Origin of the sequence: Aromatoleum evansii (assembly GCF_045689615.1) — a bacterium.
Classification (GTDB): Bacteria; Pseudomonadota; Gammaproteobacteria; order Burkholderiales; family Rhodocyclaceae; genus Aromatoleum; species Aromatoleum evansii.
In genome coordinates this window covers 4747255-4763114 of the sequence record NZ_CP141259.1, presented here as the reverse complement: position 1 = coordinate 4763114, position 15860 = coordinate 4747255, and the positions used below count along the sequence as shown (strand labels likewise).

General features: G+C 63.8%; 25 protein-coding genes. 23 read left to right on the top strand and 2 right to left on the bottom strand.

Features of this window, described 5'->3' with window-relative positions; all coding sequences use genetic code 11:
• Window position 1 precedes the first annotated feature (1 nt).
• From rpmC to galE, 21 genes are all read left to right on the top strand, one after another.
• Entirely contained in the window at window positions 2-196 is a 195-nt protein-coding gene (gene rpmC / locus U5817_RS22325; RefSeq protein WP_169206224.1) for a 50S ribosomal protein L29, read from the top strand.
• Window positions 193-462, top strand: a complete 270-nt coding sequence (gene rpsQ, locus U5817_RS22320; protein WP_169127195.1) for a 30S ribosomal protein S17 — start codon at window positions 193-195, stop codon at window positions 460-462. The genes rpmC and rpsQ overlap by 4 nt, the downstream gene beginning before the upstream one ends.
• A 148-nt stretch (window positions 463-610) precedes the next feature.
• A complete protein-coding gene (gene rplN, locus U5817_RS22315) occupies window positions 611-979 on the top strand; it encodes a 50S ribosomal protein L14 (protein WP_121430165.1) in 369 nt (122 codons plus the stop codon).
• Between the two features lie 12 nt (window positions 980-991).
• The gene (gene rplX / locus U5817_RS22310) at window positions 992-1309 is read left to right on the top strand and encodes a 50S ribosomal protein L24 (protein ID WP_169206223.1); all 318 of its coding nucleotides are present in this window, start codon (window positions 992-994) and stop codon (window positions 1307-1309) included.
• Between the two features lie 9 nt (window positions 1310-1318).
• Window positions 1319-1858 (top strand): 50S ribosomal protein L5, encoded by a 540-nt coding sequence (gene rplE, locus U5817_RS22305; protein WP_407278861.1) that lies wholly within the window; start codon window positions 1319-1321, stop codon window positions 1856-1858.
• A 7-nt stretch (window positions 1859-1865) separates the two neighbouring features.
• A complete protein-coding gene (gene rpsN / locus U5817_RS22300; protein WP_121430162.1) occupies window positions 1866-2171 on the top strand; it encodes a 30S ribosomal protein S14 in 306 nt (101 codons plus the stop codon).
• Between the two features lie 12 nt (window positions 2172-2183).
• Window positions 2184-2579 (top strand): 30S ribosomal protein S8, encoded by a 396-nt coding sequence (rpsH, locus tag U5817_RS22295; RefSeq protein WP_018987836.1) that lies wholly within the window; start codon window positions 2184-2186, stop codon window positions 2577-2579.
• 9 nt (window positions 2580-2588) lie between these two features.
• Complete coding sequence (rplF, locus tag U5817_RS22290; RefSeq protein ID WP_169127189.1) at window positions 2589-3122, top strand: 50S ribosomal protein L6; 534 nt, start codon at window positions 2589-2591, stop codon at window positions 3120-3122.
• Between the two features lie 12 nt (window positions 3123-3134).
• Entirely contained in the window at window positions 3135-3488 is a 354-nt protein-coding gene (rplR, locus tag U5817_RS22285) for a 50S ribosomal protein L18 (protein WP_050417521.1), read from the top strand.
• A 12-nt stretch (window positions 3489-3500) separates the two neighbouring features.
• A complete protein-coding gene (gene rpsE / locus U5817_RS22280; RefSeq protein WP_169127187.1) occupies window positions 3501-4025 on the top strand; it encodes a 30S ribosomal protein S5 in 525 nt (174 codons plus the stop codon).
• A gap of 3 nt (window positions 4026-4028) precedes the next feature.
• On the top strand, window positions 4029-4211 hold the full coding sequence (gene rpmD / locus U5817_RS22275; RefSeq protein WP_015437566.1) for a 50S ribosomal protein L30: 183 nt from the start codon (window positions 4029-4031) through the stop codon (window positions 4209-4211).
• Window position 4212: 1 nt separating this feature from the next.
• Window positions 4213-4650 (top strand): 50S ribosomal protein L15, encoded by a 438-nt coding sequence (rplO, locus tag U5817_RS22270; RefSeq protein WP_169127185.1) that lies wholly within the window; start codon window positions 4213-4215, stop codon window positions 4648-4650.
• A 14-nt stretch (window positions 4651-4664) separates the two neighbouring features.
• Window positions 4665-5990 carry a preprotein translocase subunit SecY gene (secY, locus tag U5817_RS22265; protein ID WP_169127183.1) on the top strand — a complete coding sequence of 442 codons (1326 nt, stop codon included), beginning with the start codon at window positions 4665-4667 and terminating at the stop codon, window positions 5988-5990.
• A 3-nt stretch (window positions 5991-5993) separates the two neighbouring features.
• On the top strand, window positions 5994-6212 hold the full coding sequence (gene infA / locus U5817_RS22260; RefSeq protein ID WP_015437563.1) for a translation initiation factor IF-1: 219 nt from the start codon (window positions 5994-5996) through the stop codon (window positions 6210-6212).
• Between the two features lie 21 nt (window positions 6213-6233).
• Window positions 6234-6347: a 50S ribosomal protein L36 gene (rpmJ, locus tag U5817_RS22255; protein WP_076603157.1), complete on the top strand. Its 114-nt coding sequence runs from the start codon at window positions 6234-6236 to the stop codon at window positions 6345-6347.
• A 53-nt stretch (window positions 6348-6400) separates the two neighbouring features.
• Entirely contained in the window at window positions 6401-6763 is a 363-nt protein-coding gene (gene rpsM, locus U5817_RS22250; RefSeq protein ID WP_169127181.1) for a 30S ribosomal protein S13, read from the top strand.
• Between the two features lie 12 nt (window positions 6764-6775).
• On the top strand, window positions 6776-7165 hold the full coding sequence (gene rpsK / locus U5817_RS22245; protein WP_011237995.1) for a 30S ribosomal protein S11: 390 nt from the start codon (window positions 6776-6778) through the stop codon (window positions 7163-7165).
• A 14-nt stretch (window positions 7166-7179) separates the two neighbouring features.
• Window positions 7180-7809: a 30S ribosomal protein S4 gene (gene rpsD, locus U5817_RS22240; RefSeq protein ID WP_169127179.1), complete on the top strand. Its 630-nt coding sequence runs from the start codon at window positions 7180-7182 to the stop codon at window positions 7807-7809.
• Between the two features lie 39 nt (window positions 7810-7848).
• On the top strand, window positions 7849-8829 hold the full coding sequence (locus U5817_RS22235; RefSeq protein ID WP_169206217.1) for a DNA-directed RNA polymerase subunit alpha: 981 nt from the start codon (window positions 7849-7851) through the stop codon (window positions 8827-8829).
• 27 nt (window positions 8830-8856) lie between these two features.
• Entirely contained in the window at window positions 8857-9261 is a 405-nt protein-coding gene (gene rplQ / locus U5817_RS22230; protein ID WP_169127169.1) for a 50S ribosomal protein L17, read from the top strand.
• A gap of 97 nt (window positions 9262-9358) precedes the next feature.
• Entirely contained in the window at window positions 9359-10378 is a 1020-nt protein-coding gene (gene galE / locus U5817_RS22225; RefSeq protein WP_407278860.1) for a UDP-glucose 4-epimerase GalE, read from the top strand.
• 41 nt (window positions 10379-10419) lie between these two features.
• Here galE and U5817_RS22220 read toward each other — a convergent pair whose 3' ends face one another.
• Complete coding sequence (locus U5817_RS22220; protein WP_169127165.1) at window positions 10420-10719, bottom strand: hypothetical protein; 300 nt, start codon at window positions 10717-10719, stop codon at window positions 10420-10422.
• Window positions 10720-10830: 111 nt separating this feature from the next.
• Window positions 10831-13665: an excinuclease ABC subunit UvrA gene (gene uvrA / locus U5817_RS22215; RefSeq protein WP_169127163.1), complete on the bottom strand. Its 2835-nt coding sequence runs from the start codon at window positions 13663-13665 to the stop codon at window positions 10831-10833.
• Window positions 13666-13799: 134 nt separating this feature from the next.
• Between uvrA and U5817_RS22210 the strand changes: the two genes are divergently transcribed.
• Window positions 13800-14984, top strand: coding sequence for an MFS transporter (locus U5817_RS22210; RefSeq protein WP_407278859.1), 1185 nt, complete (start codon window positions 13800-13802; stop codon window positions 14982-14984).
• 24 nt (window positions 14985-15008) lie between these two features.
• On the top strand, window positions 15009-15497 hold the full coding sequence (gene ssb, locus U5817_RS22205; RefSeq protein WP_169127159.1) for a single-stranded DNA-binding protein: 489 nt from the start codon (window positions 15009-15011) through the stop codon (window positions 15495-15497).
• Window positions 15498-15860: the final 363 nt, after the last annotated feature.

Below are 15860 nucleotides of genomic sequence, written 5' to 3'. Positions count from 1 at the left end.
CATGAAAGCGAGCGAACTCCGCGCAAAGAGCGTCGGTGAACTGAATCAGGAAGTGCTTGAGCTGCTGAAGGCGCAGTTCTCGCTGCGTATGCAGCTTGCAACTCAGCAACTCGGCAACACGAGCCAACTCGGGAAGGTGCGCCGCGACATCGCGCGTGTGCGCACCGTTCTGCGTGAAAAGGCAGGGCAGAAATGAGCGAACAAATCGAAAAGGTGCGTCGCGCCCTCGTCGGCCGTGTCGTCAGCGACAAGATGCAGAACACGGTCACCGTGTTGGTCGAGCGTCGCGTCAAGCACGAGCTGTATGGGAAGGTGATTACGCGTTCGGCCAAGTACCACGCGCACGTCGAGGGCGGCCTTGCCGCCGCCGGCGACCTGGTTGAAATCGAGGAATGCCGTCCGATTTCCAAGACCAAGTCCTGGCGTGTCGCGAAGGTGCTTGAAAAAGCGCGCGTAATCTAAGCAGAGTACGGGCTACTGCTGTGGACAGCTTGGCAGGTAACTGCCAGGCTGTTATAATTTTATTTCTTTGCTTTTCGCTCTTCGGGGCTCCCTACCCGTACGGGTTCCAAGACTGACCGCTGTAGCGGGGCAAGTTGGAGATAAATTCATGATTCAAATGCAGTCCATTCTGGACGTCGCCGACAATACTGGCGCGCGTTCGGTGATGTGCATCAAGGTCCTTGGTGGTTCCAAGCGTCGCTATGCCAGCATCGGCGACATCATCAAGGTTACCGTGAAGGACGCAGCGCCGAGGGGTCGCGTCAAGAAGGGCGACATCTACAGTGCCGTTGTTGTGCGCACCGCGAAGGGTGTGCGTCGTCCCGACGGCTCCCTGGTGAAGTTTGATGGCAATGCGGCCGTCCTGCTGAATAACAAGCTTGAGCCGATCGGCACGCGTATCTTCGGGCCCGTGACGCGCGAGCTGCGTACCGAGCGGTTCATGAAGATCGTCTCGCTGGCGCCTGAAGTGCTCTAAGGAGTTGTCGAGATGAACAAGATCCGCAAGGGTGATGAGGTTGTTGTCCTGACGGGCAAGGATCGCGGTCGTCGCGGTGTCGTGCTGCGTCGGGTTGGCGACGAACATCTGGTCGTTGAAGGTGTGAATCGCGCGAAGAAGCACGTGCGTCCGAATCCGCTCAAGGGTGAAGTGGGTGGCATCGTCGAGAAGGAGATGCCGCTGCACGTTTCGAACGTTGCGCTGTTCAATCCCGCGACCCAGAAGGGTGATCGCGTGGGTATTCGAGTGCTTGAAGATGGTCGCAAGGTGCGCTTCTTCAAGTCGAATGGCGAACTGGTGAACGCGTAAGGAGTGGCGATGGCGCGCTTGCAGCAGTACTACAAGGAAACGATTGCTCCCGAGCTGCTTAAGCAGTTCGGGTACAAGTCCGCGATGGAAGTGCCTCGCATCACGAAGATCACCCTGAACATGGGTGTCGGCGAGGCGGTTGGCGACAAGAAGATTCTCGAGCATGCCGTTGGCGACATGCAGAAGATCGCCGGTCAGAAGCCGGTGGTGACCAAGGCTCGCAAGTCGATCGCGGGTTTCAAGATCCGCGACGGTTACCCGATCGGCTGCATGGTGACCTTGCGCGGCGAGAAGATGTTTGAATTCCTGGATCGTCTGGTGACGATCGCCATGCCCCGTATCCGCGACTTCCGCGGTATCGCGGGCAAGGGTTTCGATGGTCGCGGCAACTACAACCTGGGCGTCAAAGAGCAGATCATTTTCCCCGAGATCGAGTACGACAAGATCGATGCTCTGCGGGGTATGAACATCAGCATCACGACGACGGCCAAGACCGATCAGGAAGCTCGCGCTCTGCTCGCGGCGTTCAAGTTCCCGTTCAAGAATTGAGGGTGTTATGGCAAAACTGGCTCTGATCAATAGAGAAGAGAAGCGCCGCAAGACGGTCGAGAAATTCGCCGCCAAGCGTGCCGCGCTGATCGCTCAGATCAACGATTTCAAGTTGCCTGAAGAAGAGCGCATGGCTGCTCGTCTGAAGCTGCAGCAGCTTCCGCGCAACGCAAGCCCCGTTCGCGAGCGCAATCGTTGCGCGCTGACGGGTCGTCCGCGCGGCGTGTTCCGCAAGTTCGGTCTGTGCCGCAACAAGCTGCGTGACCTCGCGTTCCGTGGCGAAGTGCCTGGCATGACCAAGGCGAGCTGGTAAGGAGATTATCGAATGAGTATGTCCGATCCGATCGCCGATATGCTGACCCGCATCCGCAATGGTCAGCAGGCTCAGAAGCAGAGCGTGTCGATGCCCAGCTCCAAGCTGAAGGTGGCGATCGCCAAGGTCCTGCAGGACGAAGGCTACATCGACGGCTATGCCGTCCGCGATGCCGAAGGCAAGGCGCAGCTGGATGTGGTGCTGAAGTACTACGCCGGGCGTCCCGTCATCGAGCGCATCGAGCGTGTCAGCCGCCCCGGCCTGCGTGTTTACAAGGGCAGTGACGATCTGCCGCGCGTTTTGAACGGTCTCGGTGTTGCAATCGTGTCGACGCCGCGTGGCGTCATGACCGACCGTGCGGCACGTGCCGGGCGCGTGGGCGGCGAAGTCATCTGTTACGTCGCTTAAGGGGGTCTCATGTCTCGTGTAGCTAAGAATCCGGTGGCGATCCCCCAGGGCGTGGACGTGACCGTCGCGGGCGGTGAGGTTTCCGTGAAGGGGCCGCTCGGTACCGTGAAGCAGTACATCGGCAATTCCGTGTCGGTCCAGCGTGAAGGCGATGCACTCGTGTTTGCTGCCGTTGGTGGTGCTGCCAACGGTCGCGCGATGTCGGGTACCGTGCGTGCGCTCGTCAACAACATGGTTACCGGTGTGACGAAGGGTTTCGAGCGCAAGCTCAACCTCGTCGGCGTCGGTTACCGTGCTCAGGCGCAGGGCGACAAGCTCAATCTGACGCTCGGCTTTTCCCACCCCGTCGTGCATCAGATGCCGGCAGGCGTGAAGGTTGAAACGCCGACGCAGACGGAAATCGTCATCAAGGGCATCGACAAGCAGCAAGTCGGTCAGGTCGCTGCCGAAGTGCGTGCATACCGCGCTCCCGAGCCCTACAAGGGCAAGGGCGTCCGCTACTCGGACGAGGTGGTCGTGCTCAAGGAAACCAAGAAGAAGTAAGGGCGGTTCGATATGAACAAGAAAGTGGTTCGTCTGCGTCGCGCTCGTAAAACCCGAGCCAAAATCGCGGAACTGAAGGCGGTTCGTCTGACTGTGTTCCGTTCCAATTCCCACATCTATGCCCAGATCATCGATGGTTCCGGCGCGCGCGTGCTCGCTGCTGCCTCCACGGTCGAGGCGGACGTGCGTTCGCAACTGTCGCATGGCGGTAACAAGGCTGCTGCCGTGATCGTCGGCAAGCTGATTGCCGAGCGTGCGAAGGCCGCGGGTATCGAGTCCGTCGCGTTCGATCGCGCCGGCTTCCAGTATCACGGTCGCGTCCAGGCGCTGGCCGAGGCCGCCCGCGAAGGCGGTCTCAAGTTCTAAGCGAGGAATCGTATGGCTAAGCAACAAAGCAAGCGTCCGCAGGCTTCCGAGGAGCGTGACGACGGCCTGCGCGAGAAGATGGTCGCCATCAACCGCGTGACCAAGGTCGTGAAGGGCGGTCGTATCCTCGGTTTCGCGGCGCTGACGGTGGTTGGCGACGGTGATGGCGGTATCGGCATGGGCAAGGGCAAGTCGCGTGAAGTGCCCGTGGCTGTGCAGAAGGCCATGGACGAGGCTCGCCGCAAGATGGTCAAGGTCTCGCTCAAGAACGGCACGCTGCAGCATTCGGTGATCGGCAAGCATGGTGCCTCGTCGGTCCTCATGCAGCCGGCGCCGAGCGGTACCGGCATCATCGCCGGTGGCCCGATGCGCGCGGTGTTCGAAGTCATGGGCGTGACGGACGTGACCTGCAAGTGCATCGGTTCGTCGAATCCGTACAACGTCGTCCGTGCAACGCTGAACGGTCTCCTGGCGATCAACACGCCGGCCGAGATCGCCGCCAAGCGTGGCAAGAGCGTCGAAGAAATTCTGGGGTAAGCCATGGCCGAGAAAACGATCAAGGTTACGCTGGTCAAGAGCGTGATCGGTACCAAGCAGTCGCACCGTGCGACGGTGCGCGGACTCGGTTTGCGTCGCCTGAACCACACCGTCGAGCTTCAGGACACGCCTGAAGTGCGCGGCATGGTGAACAAGGTGTCGTACCTGGTGAAGTGTGAGGGTTGAGATGCGTCTGAATACGATTAAACCCGCGACTGGTTCGAAGTTCGCAGGCAAGCGCGTCGGACGCGGCATCGGCAGCGGCCTCGGCAAGACCTGCGGTCGCGGTCACAAGGGCCAGAAGTCCCGTGCCGGCGGCTTCCACAAGGTCGGCTTCGAGGGTGGTCAGATGCCGCTGCAGCGTCGCCTGCCGAAGCGTGGTTTCGTCTCGCTGACGGGGTCGCGCAACGCCGAGGTGCGTCTGTCCGAACTGGACAAGCTGCCGGTCGAGGATATCGACCTGCTGGTGCTGAAGCAGGCCGGCGTCGTGGCTGCCGATGCGCTGTCCGCAAAAGTCGTGCTGTCGGGTAGCATCGCTCGCAAGGTCACGCTGCGCGGCGTCGCTGCCACGAAGGGTGCCCTTGCGGCCATCCAGGCGGCCGGCGGTTCGGTCGTTACCGAGTAAGAAGGCAATCCGCTGTGGCCAATCCCGCTGCCACCCTGGGAACGCCCGGTCGTTTTGGCGATCTTAAGCGCCGACTGCTTTTTCTGGTCGGTGCGCTGATCGTCTATCGGATCGGCGCGCATATCCCGGTGCCTGGAATCGATCCGAGTCGGCTGGCTGAGCTGTTCCAGTCGCAGTCGGGCGGAATCCTGGGCGTCTTCAACCTGTTCTCGGGCGGCGCGCTGTCGCGCTTCACGATCTTCGCGCTGGGGATCATGCCGTACATCTCGGCGTCGATCATCATGCAGCTGATGACCGTCGCGGTGCCCACGCTCGAAGCCCTGAAGAAGGAGGGCGAGGCAGGTCGGCGCAAGATCACGCAGTACACGCGCGCCGGTACCCTGGTGCTTGCGCTGGCACAGTCGCTGGGGATCGCGATCGCGCTCGAAGGGCAGGCCGGGCTGGTGCTGGATCCGGGCTTCACCTTCCGCTTCGTGACGGTGGCGACGCTCGTGACGGGTACGATGTTCCTGATGTGGCTGGGTGAGCAGATCACGGAACGCGGGCTCGGCAACGGTATCTCGCTCATCATCTTCGCCGGCATCGCCGCGGGGCTGCCGAGTTCGATCGCCGGTCTGTTCGAGCTGGTGCGTACCGGGGCCATGCATCCCTTCACCGCGCTGCTGATCTGCGTGCTGGTGGTTCTGGTGACGGCGTTCGTGGTCTTCGTCGAGCGTGGGCAGCGCAAGATCCTGGTGAACTACGCCAAGCGTCAGGTCGGCAACAAGATCTACGGTGGGCAAAGCTCGCATCTGCCGCTGAAGCTGAACATGGCAGGGGTGATTCCGCCGATCTTCGCTTCGAGCATCATCCTCTTCCCGGCGACGTTGGGCCAATGGTTCGGCTCGTCGGAAAGCATGATCTGGCTGCGTGACCTGTCGGCCAAGCTGGCGCCGGGGCAGCCGGTCTACGTGATGTTGTACGCGGTGGCGATCGTCTTCTTCTGCTTCTTCTATACCGCGCTCGTGTTCAATGCACGCGAGACCGCGGACAACCTGAAGAAGAGCGGGGCGTTCGTTCCGGGTATCCGGCCGGGCGATCAAACCGCGCGTTACATCGACAAGATCCTGACGCGCCTGACGCTGGTGGGGGCGGTATACATCACCCTCGTCTGCCTGCTGCCGGAATTCCTGATCCTCAAGTGGAATGTGCCGTTCTACTTCGGTGGTACTTCGCTGCTGATCATCGTCGTGGTGACGATGGACTTCATGGCGCAGGTTCAGGCGTACGTGATGTCGCACCAGTACGAGAGTCTGCTGAAAAAGGCGAACTTCAAGGGGGCGGGCCTTCCGATCCGGTAAGTTATGGCGAAGGAAGACGTCATCGAGATGCAGGGTGAGGTTACCGAGAACCTCCCCAATGCAACGTTCCGCGTTCGGCTCGAAAACGGACACATGGTCCTCGGCTACATCTCCGGCAAGATGCGGATGCATTACATCCGCATCCTTCCGGGTGACAAGGTCACCGTGCAGCTGACGCCGTATGACCTGACCAAGGCCCGGATCGTGTTCCGGACCAAGTAATCAAGAAACAGGAGCAAGGAAATGAGAGTTCAGGCTTCGGTTAAGCGGCTCTGCCGCAACTGCAAGATCGTTCGCCGCAAGGGTGTGGTCCGCGTCATCTGCGCGGATCCGCGTCACAAGCAGCGCCAGGGTTGATCTTCGGACAACCTGGGATTAACATTTAATGTTTAGCTTTTTGGGGTAATCGAATGGCCCGTATTGCTGGGGTAAACATTCCCAATCACAAGCATGCCGAGATTGCGCTGACCGCCATCTATGGAATTGGCCGTTCGCGTGCTCAGAAAATCTGTGATTCCGCCAACGTCGCGCGTTCCGTCAAGGTAAAGGATCTCACCGAGTCGGACATGGAGCGTCTGCGTGACGAGGTTGGCAAGTTTGTCGTCGAGGGCGATCTTCGCCGTGAAGTGACGATGAATATCAAGCGCCTGATGGACTTGGGTTGCTATCGTGGTGTCCGTCACCGTCGCGGCCTTCCGCTGCGCGGTCAGAGGACCCGGACTAACGCCCGCACCCGCAAGGGACCGCGCAAGGCGATCGCCGGCAAGAAGTGATAAGGACTGATAATGGCTAAAACTGCTGCGAAAGTTCGCAAGAAGGTCAAAAAGAACGTTGCCGAGGGTATCGCGCACGTTCACGCGAGCTTCAATAACACGATCATTACGATTACCGATCGTCAGGGCAACGCCCTGTCGTGGGCAACGTCGGGCGGCGCGGGCTTCAAGGGCTCGCGCAAGAGCACGCCGTTTGCCGCCCAGGTTGCCGCCGAAGCCGCCGGCAAGGCCGCGCAGGAATGCGGCGTCAAGAACCTGGAAGTGCGCATCAAGGGGCCCGGTCCGGGCCGCGAATCCGCTGTTCGCGCCCTGAACGCGCTGGGTATGAAGATCTCCAGCATTACCGACATCACGCCGATTCCGCATAACGGCTGCCGTCCGCCGAAAAAGCGTCGTATCTGACAAGGAGTTGAAACGTGGCTCGTAATCTGGATCCCAAGTGCCGTCAGTGCCGTCGCGAAGGCGAGAAGCTGTTCCTGAAGGCCGAGAAGTGCTTCACCGACAAGTGCGCGATCGAGCGCCGCTCGTATGCTCCTGGCCAGCATGGCCAGCGTTCCGGACAGCGTCTGTCCGGCTATGGCGTTCAGCTGCGTGAAAAGCAGAAGATCCGTCGCCTGTACGGTGTTCTGGAAGCGCAGTTCCGCAAGGTCTACGCCGAGGCGGACCGCCGTCGCGGCCAGACCGGCGAGAACCTGCTGCAGCTGCTCGAAGGTCGCCTTGATTCCGTCGTCTACCGCATGGGTTTCGGTGGCTCGCGCGCCGAAGCTCGTCAGCTGGTCCGTCACAACAGCATTCTCGTGAATGGCAAGCGCGTCAATATCCCGTCGTACGTCGTGCGTCCGGGTGAGACGGTCGAGCTCACCGAGAGCGCGCGCGGCCAGCTCCGCGTCAAGGCCGCCCTCGAGGCCGCCGCCGCACGTGGTTTCCCCGAGTGGCTGGAAGTCGATGCGAAGGCCGGCAAGGGCGTGTTCAAGGCTTACCCGCAGCGTTCGGAGCTGCCGCCGACGATCAACGAAGGTCTCGTCGTCGAACTGTACTCCCGCTAACGGGCTCGCCTGAAGACTCAAAGATCCGAGGAACTGCTGATGCAAAGCAATTCACTGCTGAAACCCCGCATCATCGACGTCCAGTCCGTGTCGCCCGTTCAGGCGCGCGTGACGATGGAGCCGTTCGAGCGTGGTTTCGGTCATACCTTGGGGAATGCGCTGCGGCGCATCCTCCTTTCCTCGCTGCCGGGCTATGCGCCGACGGAAGTCTCGATTGAGGGCGTGCTGCACGAGTACTCGACCCTGGACGGGGTGCGCGAGGACATCGTCGACCTGTTGCTGAACCTGAAGGGCGTGGTGCTGAAGCTGCACAACCGTGGCGAGGCAACCCTGCGTCTTTCGAAGTCGGGTGACGGTGTGGTCACCGCGCGCGACATCGAAGCGAGCCACGACGTCGAGATCATCAACCCCGATCACGTGATCGCGCATCTTGCACCGGGCGGCAAGCTCGAGATGCACATCAAGGTCGAGGAAGGGCGTGGATATGTGCCGGGCAACGTTCGTCCGGTTGCCGGCGAGAGCAAGAGCATCGGGCACATCGTGCTCGACGCTTCGTTCAGCCCGGTTCGCCGTGTGAGCTATCTTGTCGAAAGCGCCCGCGTCGAGCAGCGTACCGACCTCGATCGCCTGGTTATCGACATCGAGACCAACGGTGCAGTGGACCCCGAAGAGGCGATCCGTTACGCCGCGCGCGTGCTGATGGATCAGCTGTCGGTGTTCGCGGATCTCGAGGGTACGGCGCCGGTGGCGGAAGTGACCGCTGCGCAGGTGATCGACCCCGTGCTGCTGCGTCCTGTCGATGACCTCGAGCTGACCGTGCGGTCCGCCAACTGCCTGAAGGCCGAGAACATCTACTACATCGGCGATCTGATCCAGCGTACGGAGACCGAGCTGCTGAAGACCCCGAACCTCGGCCGGAAGTCGCTGAACGAAATCAAGGAAGTGTTGGCCTCGCGTGGGCTTACGCTCGGCATGAAACTGGAAAACTGGCCGCCGGCCGGGCTCGAGAAGCTCGGTTGAGTCGGCACAGTTGAGTGAGGAATAAAAATGCGTCACCGCAACGGTCTTCGCAAGCTTAACCGTACCAGCGCGCATCGTCAGGCCATGTTCCGCAACATGGCAAATTCGCTGCTGCGTCACGAAGTCATCAAGACGACCCTGCCCAAGGCCAAGGAACTGCGCCGCGTGGTCGAGCCGCTGATCACCCTGGGCAAGAAGCCCAGCCTGTCGAACCGTCGCCTGGCGTTCAGCCGTCTGCGCGATCGCGACATGGTCGTGAAGCTGTTCGACGAGCTGGGCCCGCGCTTTGCTGCCCGTAACGGCGGCTATCTGCGCATCCTGAAGTTCGGCTTCCGCGACGGCGACAACGCGCCGATGGCGCTGGTCGAACTGCTGGATCGTCCCGCCGAGGGCGATGTGGCTGCTGATGTGCAGGAAGCCGCAGCTGCGTAAGTATTCGCAACGCGACCATCGTGTCATCGAAAATGGGCCGTCTGACGGCCCATTTTTTTTGTGGGTCGGTATGTGATGTGCGTTTGGGAGGATTGCCTTGAGTACGGTGCTGGTGACTGGCGGGGCCGGGTATATCGGCTCGCATACGTGTGTGGCCTTGCTGGAGGCGGGGCACGACGTCGTGGTCGTCGACAATCTGTGCAACAGCAAGCGCGCGGCGCTGGATCGCGTGGAGCGGATTGCAGGCAGGGCCTTGCGCGGGTTTTATTGCTCTGACGTGCGTGATGCGGGCGCATTGGCACGGGTGTTCGCCGAGCAAAGCGTGGATGCCGTGATCCATTTCGCCGCACTGAAGGCCGTGGGTGAGTCGGTGGCGAAGCCGCTCGCGTATTACGAGAACAACGTCGGCGGGCTGCTCGTGCTCCTCGAAGCGATGGATGCTGCGGGGGTGCGGCGACTGGTGTTCAGTTCCTCGGCGACCGTTTATGGGGATCCGGCGTCGGTGCCGATCCGGGAGGACTTTCCGGTCGGTGCGACGAACCCGTATGGGCGCACGAAGCTCATGTGCGAGGACGTGTTGAGGGATCTCGTCGCGGCGGATGCGCGCTGGCATGTCGCGCTACTGCGGTATTTCAATCCGGTCGGTGCGCATCACAGCGGGTTGATCGGCGAGGATCCGAACGGGATCCCGAACAACCTCATGCCTTATGTGAGCCAGGTCGCAGTCGGGAAACTGAAGGAGTTGCAGGTGTTCGGCGGGGATTACCCGACGCCTGACGGGACCGGGGTGCGCGACTATATCCATGTCGTCGATCTCGCCGCCGGGCACGTCGCGGCGGTCGAGCGCATGGAAGGGCTGCCCGGGGTGAGTTGTGTGAATCTCGGGACCGGGCGCGGGTACAGCGTCCTGGAGGTTGCGCGGGCATTCGAGCGCGCGTCGGGTCGGACGGTGCCCTTCCGCATCGTGGCGCGTCGGCCGGGCGACGTCGCGGCGTGCTGGGCCGATGCCAGCCAGGCGGAGAAGGTGTTCGGGTGGCGGCCGCAATACGATCTCGAAGCGATGTGCCGCGACGCCTGGCGGTGGCAGTCGCAGAATCCCGACGGGTATCCTGGCTGAGGGGCAATCAGGACGTCGGCGCCCGCCGGGAGGGCGCCTGCCTACCAGGATTTGCGCAAGCGATTGCGGTACTGGACGTCGTGCGGAAGGACTTTCTGCATGGGCTCGAGGTGGGCTGCGACGATCTCGCAGGCCTTCGCCAGCGTCTCGGGCGTCAGTTGCGGGAGTTCGCTCGGGCGCGCGGTGAGGCGCACGACCTGGTCGATCGCGCGTTTGCGCTGCTGTTCCTCCGCCGCTTGATAGACGCCCAGGCCGGCGTCCAGAAGGGTCTTGAGGATCTTTACACGACGGTCGATGCGGTCGAGGAAGACGGCCTGGACGTCGTTCGGGACTGCGGGCATGAGCTTCTCCTTGATTTTGCGGGCGGGGCCTCGCGGCGACCGCCGTATTGTCCGGAATACTCTTGGCGGGCTTGCTTCAAATTGTAAGCGCGATCATCGGCGCGTTCGCGTTCAGGTGCATGAAGGCGGGGCGAGCATCCGCTTGAGGTAGCGGCCGGTGTGGCTGTCGGGGTGCGCGGCGAGCGCTTCGGGCGGGCCGCTGCACAGGATGCGGCCGCCACGGTCGCCGCCCTCGGGGCCGAGGTCGATGAGCCAGTCGGCGGTCTTGATGACGTCGAGGTTGTGTTCGATGACGACGATGGTGTTGCCGTGGTCGCGCAGGCGGTGGAGCACGCCGAGCAGGAGTTCGATGTCGCGGAAGTGCAGGCCGGTCGTGGGTTCGTCGAGGATGTAGAGGGTGCGGCCGGTGTCGCGCTTGGAGAGCTCCAGCGCAAGTTTGACGCGCTGGGCTTCGCCGCCGGACAGCGTGGTGGCGCTCTGTCCGAGGCGGATGTAGCCGAGGCCGACGTCCATCAGGGTTTCGAGCTTGCGCGCGACCGTCGGAACGGCGCGGAAGAATTCGAGCGCGTTCTCCACCGTCATGTCGAGCACTTCGTAGATGGTCCTGCCCTTGTAGCGGATCTCCAGCGTTTCGCGGTTGTAGCGCTTGCCATGGCACACGTCGCAGGGGACGTACATGTCGGGCAGGAAGTGCATCTCCACCTTGATCATGCCGTCGCCCTGGCAGGCTTCGCAGCGGCCGCCCTTGACGTTGAAGGAGAAGCGGCCGGGGCCGTAGCCGCGCGCGCGCGCGTCGGGCACGCCGGCAAAGAGCTCGCGCACGGGCGTCAGCAGGCCGGTGTAGGTCGCGGGGTTGGAGCGCGGGGTGCGGCCAATGGGGCTCTGGTCGACGTTGATGACCTTGTCGAAGTGGTCGAGGCCGTGCACGGCCGCGAACGGCGCCGGTTCGGTCGTCGAGCCATAGAGGTGCCTGGCCGCGAGGGCGTACAGGGTGTCGTTGATGAGGGTCGATTTTCCGGAGCCGGAAACGCCGGTGATGCAGGTGAACAGGCCGACCGGGATGGTGAGTTCGACGTTCTTGAGGTTGTTGCCGGTGCAGCCCTCGAGCCGCAGCTGGAGCTCGGCATCCGGGGGGGCTCGGCGTGCCGGGAGGGGAATGGTGTAGCGGCCGGCGAGGTAGGCGCCGGTGAGCGACGCGTCGCTCGCGACGATCTCGGCCGGGGTGCCGCGCGCGACGATTTCGCCGCCGTGCACGCCGGCGCCGGGACCCATGTCGACGACGTAGTCGGCGCAGCGGATGGCGTCCTCGTCGTGCTCGACGACGATGACGGTGTTGCCGAGGTCGCGCAGCTGGCGCAGCGTGCCGAGCAGGCGGTCGTTGTCACGCTGGTGGAGGCCGATCGAGGGTTCGTCAAGGACGTACATGACGCCGGTGAGGCCGGAGCCGATCTGGCTGGCGAGGCGGATGCGCTGCGCTTCGCCGCCCGAGAGCGTGTCGGCGGAGCGGTCGAGCGAGAGGTAATCGAGGCCGACGTTGATCAGGAAGCTGAGGCGGTCGGAGATCTCCTTGACGATCTTGGCAGCGACGAGGCCGCGGTGGCCGGTGAGGGCGAGACCGTCGAAGAAGGCCTTGCATTCGCCCAGCGGCATGCGGCTGACTTCGTGCAGCGAGCGGTCGCCGATGAGGACGTGGCGCGCTTCGGTGCGCAGGCGTGTGCCGTGGCAGCTCGGGCAGGCCTGCGTGGCGCGGAGCTTGGCGAGTTCCTCGCGTACGGCGGTGGAGTCGGTCTCGCGGTAGCGGCGATCGAGGTTGGGGACGATGCCTTCGAAGGGGTGTTCCTTCGCGACCATGCGACCGTTGTCGGAGAGGTAGCGGAAGGCGATCTTGTGGCGGCCCGAGCCGTGCAGCACAACCTGGCGGACCTCGTCGGGCAGGTCGCCGAAGGGGGTGTCGATGTCGAAGCCGTAGTGGTCGGCGAGGCTTGCGAGCATCTGGAAGTAGAACTGGTTGCGCCGGTCCCAGCCGCGGATCGCGCCGGCGGCGAGCGAGAGCTCGGGGTGGGCGACGACGCGCGCGGGGTCGAAGAACTCGACCTGGCCGAGGCCGTCGCACTTGGGGCAGGCGCCGGCGGGGTTGTTGAACGAGAAGAGGCGCGGTTCGAGTTCGGCGAGCGCGTAGCTGCACACCGGGCAGGCGAAGCGGGCGGAGAAGAGGTGCTCGGTGCCGCTGTCCATCTCGACGGCGATGGCGCGGCCGTCGGCGTGCGTGAGGGCGGTCTCGAAGGACTCGGCGATGCGGCCGCGCTGGTCGGCGCGGACCTTGAGGCGGTCGATGACGACTTCGACGGTATGGCGGCGGCCTTTCTCGAGCGCGGGCATGGCGTCGAGTTCGGCAATGCGGCCATCGACGCGTACACGCACGAAGCCCTGCGCGCGCAAGTCGGCGAAGAGGTCGCTCTGCTCGCCCTTGCGGTGCGCGACGACGGGCGCGAGGATCATCAGGCGCGTGTCTTCGGGCAGGGCGAGGACGTGGTCCACCATCTGCGAGACGGTCTGCGCCTCCAGCGGGTGCTCGGGATGGTCGGGGCAGTGCGGGGTGCCGGCGCGCGCGTAGAGCAGGCGCAGGTAGTCGTGGATCTCGGTGATCGTGCCGACCGTGGAGCGCGGGTTGTGGCTGGTGGCTTTCTGCTCGATCGAGATCGCCGGCGACAGGCCCTCGATCAGGTCGACGTCCGGCTTCTCCATCAGCTGCAGGAACTGGCGCGCGTAGGCCGACAGGGATTCGACGTAGCGGCGCTGGCCCTCGGCGTAGAGCGTGTCGAAGGCGAGCGAGGACTTGCCGGAGCCGGACAGGCCGGTGATCACGGTGAGCCGGTTGCGCGGCAGCTCAAGGCTGATGTTCTTGAGATTGTGGGTGCGGGCGCCGCGAATGCGGATTTCGTCCATGGGCCGGGCTGACGAAGGGTAACGTGCCACTATACGAGAGAACGCCGGCGCAAGCCAAACCGGCGGGCGGCGAGTGCTAGAATCGCGCTTTTGCCCCAGCCCCGAGACCGATGGCCCGACCCGAGCACGATCCGATGACCCCCGCAGAACGCCGGGCGGGCGCGAGCCTGGCCGCGATTTTCGCGCTGCGCATGCTCGGGCTGTTCCTGATCCTGCCGGTGTTCTCGGTGCACGCGCATCAGATTCCTGGTGGCGACAACCTGACCCTCGTGGGCCTGGCGATCGGCGCGTATGGCCTGACGCAGGCCTTCCTGCAGATGGCCTACGGTGCGGCCTCGGACCGCTTCGGGCGCAAGCCGGTGATCGTATTCGGACTCGTGCTGTTCGTGATCGGCAGCGCCGTCGCGGCGGTCGCCAGCGACATCGGGACGGTGATCGCGGGACGGGTGCTGCAGGGTGCGGGTGCGATTTCGGCGGCGGTCACTGCGCTCGCGGCGGACCTGACGCGCGACCAGCACCGCACCAAGGTGATGGCGATGATCGGTTCCAGCATCGGGCTGGTGTTCGCGCTGTCGATGGTGGCGGCGCCCATCCTGTATAATGTCATTGGCATGAGTGGGATCTTCTGGCTGACGGCCTTGCTGGCGGCTGCGGCGATCGGTGTGGTGCTGTACGTGGTGCCGGCTGCTCCGCCGGTGCCGCGTGCGCCGACCGGGCTGTTCGGCGAGGTGTTCCGCGACGGCCAGCTGATGCGCCTGAACATGGGGGTTTTCGTGCTGCACCTGATCCAGACGGCGATGTGGGTGATGGTTCCGGCCGCGCTGGTGAGCGGTGCGAACCTGCCGCTGCCGGAGCACTGGAAGGTCTATCTGCCCGCCGTCCTGCTGTCGTTCGCGGTAATGGTGCCGGCGGTGATCGCGGCAGAGCGGAACAATCGCATGAAGCCGGTGTTCGGCGCTGCGGTCGCACTGCTGGTGATCGTGCAGGCGGGGCTTTTCGTCTTCGGCACAAGCGCCGTGACGCTGGGCCTGTGGTTGACGCTGTTCTTTGTCGCCTTCAACGTGCTCGAGGCGATCCTGCCGTCGTGGATCTCCAAGGTGGCGCCGGCGCACGCGAAAGGCACGGCGCTGGGCCTGTACAACACGCTGCAGTCGATCGGGCTGTTCCTCGGCGGGATGCTGGGGGGGTGGCTGGCCGAGCACTTCGGCAGCGGCGCCGTGAACCTCGTGTGCGGCGTGCTCGCCGTGATCTGGCTGCTGCTGGCAGCCTCAATGAATCCGCCCGCCCGCCGCGTGACGCCGGCGTCGGCGGCACACTAACCTGAAACATCGGAGGAGAACCTCATGGCTTCCCTGAACAAAGTCATCCTGATCGGCAACCTGGGCCGCGATCCGGAAACCCGCTATGCGCCGAGCGGCGACGCGATCTGCAACATCACCGTGGCGACGACCGAGACGTGGAAGGACAAGCAGAGCGGCGAGCGCAAGGAGGCGACCGAGTGGCACCGCGTGGTGTTCTTCGGGCGGCTGGCCGAGATCGCCGCGCAGTACTTGCGCAAGGGTAGCCAGATCTACGTCGAGGGGCGCCTGCAGACGCGCAAGTGGCAGGACAAGGACGGGCAGGACCGCTACACGACCGAGATCCGTGGCGACGAGATGAAGATGCTGGGTTCGCGTCAGGGTGGCGGCGGTGGCGATGCGCCGATGGGCGGCTACGATGCGCCGGCCGCTGCGCCAGCGCGCCAGGCTCCGCAGCAGGCGCCGGCGCAGAAGGCGCCGAGCCAGTCGAGCGGTGGCGGCTTCGGCGATTTCGACGACGACATTCCTTTCTGATCGCCCCCCCGACGCGTCGCGCGCCGACGCCTGCAACACCCGACGCGAGGTCCCTGTGGCCTCGCGTTTTCTTTTGTGCCGTGCGCACGCACGGCGCTGCTGTGTGCGCATTCGGCCGGCGCAAATGAGTCGCGCCGCTCGCGCGGTCGCGTTCCGTTTTTCCTCCCTCCCCCGCTACGCATCGTCCGGACGCACCGAGCGGTGACCGGTGCGTCCGTCCGACTTCCGTACGGTCATCCATTTTCTGGTCGTACGTCTCGCATCCCGCTTGTTGTTGCGGTGCAGGAGGCGTGTGGCGTTTCTCCTCCATTTTCGCGCACGTCGCGCTGCTGCGTTGCAGCGGGCGGGAATTGGCACGGCCGC

Excerpts from the sequence above, each read along its gene's own strand:
- rpmC (WP_169206224.1), top strand. The coding sequence starts at position 2 with ATGAAAGCGAGCGAACTCCGCGCAAAGAGCGTCGGTGAACTGAATCAG.
- rpsQ (WP_169127195.1), top strand. The coding sequence starts at position 193 with ATGAGCGAACAAATCGAAAAGGTGCGTCGCGCCCTCGTCGGCCGTGTC.
- rplN (WP_121430165.1), top strand. The coding sequence starts at position 611 with ATGATTCAAATGCAGTCCATTCTGGACGTCGCCGACAATACTGGCGCG.
- rplX (WP_169206223.1), top strand. The coding sequence starts at position 992 with ATGAACAAGATCCGCAAGGGTGATGAGGTTGTTGTCCTGACGGGCAAG.
- rplE (WP_407278861.1), top strand. The coding sequence starts at position 1,319 with ATGGCGCGCTTGCAGCAGTACTACAAGGAAACGATTGCTCCCGAGCTG.
- rpsN (WP_121430162.1), top strand. The coding sequence starts at position 1,866 with ATGGCAAAACTGGCTCTGATCAATAGAGAAGAGAAGCGCCGCAAGACG.
- rpsH (WP_018987836.1), top strand. The coding sequence starts at position 2,184 with ATGAGTATGTCCGATCCGATCGCCGATATGCTGACCCGCATCCGCAAT.
- rplF (WP_169127189.1), top strand. The coding sequence starts at position 2,589 with ATGTCTCGTGTAGCTAAGAATCCGGTGGCGATCCCCCAGGGCGTGGAC.
- rplR (WP_050417521.1), top strand. The coding sequence starts at position 3,135 with ATGAACAAGAAAGTGGTTCGTCTGCGTCGCGCTCGTAAAACCCGAGCC.
- rpsE (WP_169127187.1), top strand. The coding sequence starts at position 3,501 with ATGGCTAAGCAACAAAGCAAGCGTCCGCAGGCTTCCGAGGAGCGTGAC.
- rpmD (WP_015437566.1), top strand. The coding sequence starts at position 4,029 with ATGGCCGAGAAAACGATCAAGGTTACGCTGGTCAAGAGCGTGATCGGT.
- rplO (WP_169127185.1), top strand. The coding sequence starts at position 4,213 with ATGCGTCTGAATACGATTAAACCCGCGACTGGTTCGAAGTTCGCAGGC.
- infA (WP_015437563.1), top strand. The coding sequence starts at position 5,994 with ATGGCGAAGGAAGACGTCATCGAGATGCAGGGTGAGGTTACCGAGAAC.
- rpmJ (WP_076603157.1), top strand. The coding sequence starts at position 6,234 with ATGAGAGTTCAGGCTTCGGTTAAGCGGCTCTGCCGCAACTGCAAGATC.
- rpsM (WP_169127181.1), top strand. The coding sequence starts at position 6,401 with ATGGCCCGTATTGCTGGGGTAAACATTCCCAATCACAAGCATGCCGAG.
- rpsK (WP_011237995.1), top strand. The coding sequence starts at position 6,776 with ATGGCTAAAACTGCTGCGAAAGTTCGCAAGAAGGTCAAAAAGAACGTT.
- U5817_RS22235 (WP_169206217.1), top strand. The coding sequence starts at position 7,849 with ATGCAAAGCAATTCACTGCTGAAACCCCGCATCATCGACGTCCAGTCC.
- rplQ (WP_169127169.1), top strand. The coding sequence starts at position 8,857 with ATGCGTCACCGCAACGGTCTTCGCAAGCTTAACCGTACCAGCGCGCAT.
- U5817_RS22220 (WP_169127165.1), bottom strand. The coding sequence starts at position 10,719 with ATGCCCGCAGTCCCGAACGACGTCCAGGCCGTCTTCCTCGACCGCATC.
- uvrA (WP_169127163.1), bottom strand. The coding sequence starts at position 13,665 with ATGGACGAAATCCGCATTCGCGGCGCCCGCACCCACAATCTCAAGAAC.
- U5817_RS22210 (WP_407278859.1), top strand. The coding sequence starts at position 13,800 with ATGACCCCCGCAGAACGCCGGGCGGGCGCGAGCCTGGCCGCGATTTTC.
- ssb (WP_169127159.1), top strand. The coding sequence starts at position 15,009 with ATGGCTTCCCTGAACAAAGTCATCCTGATCGGCAACCTGGGCCGCGAT.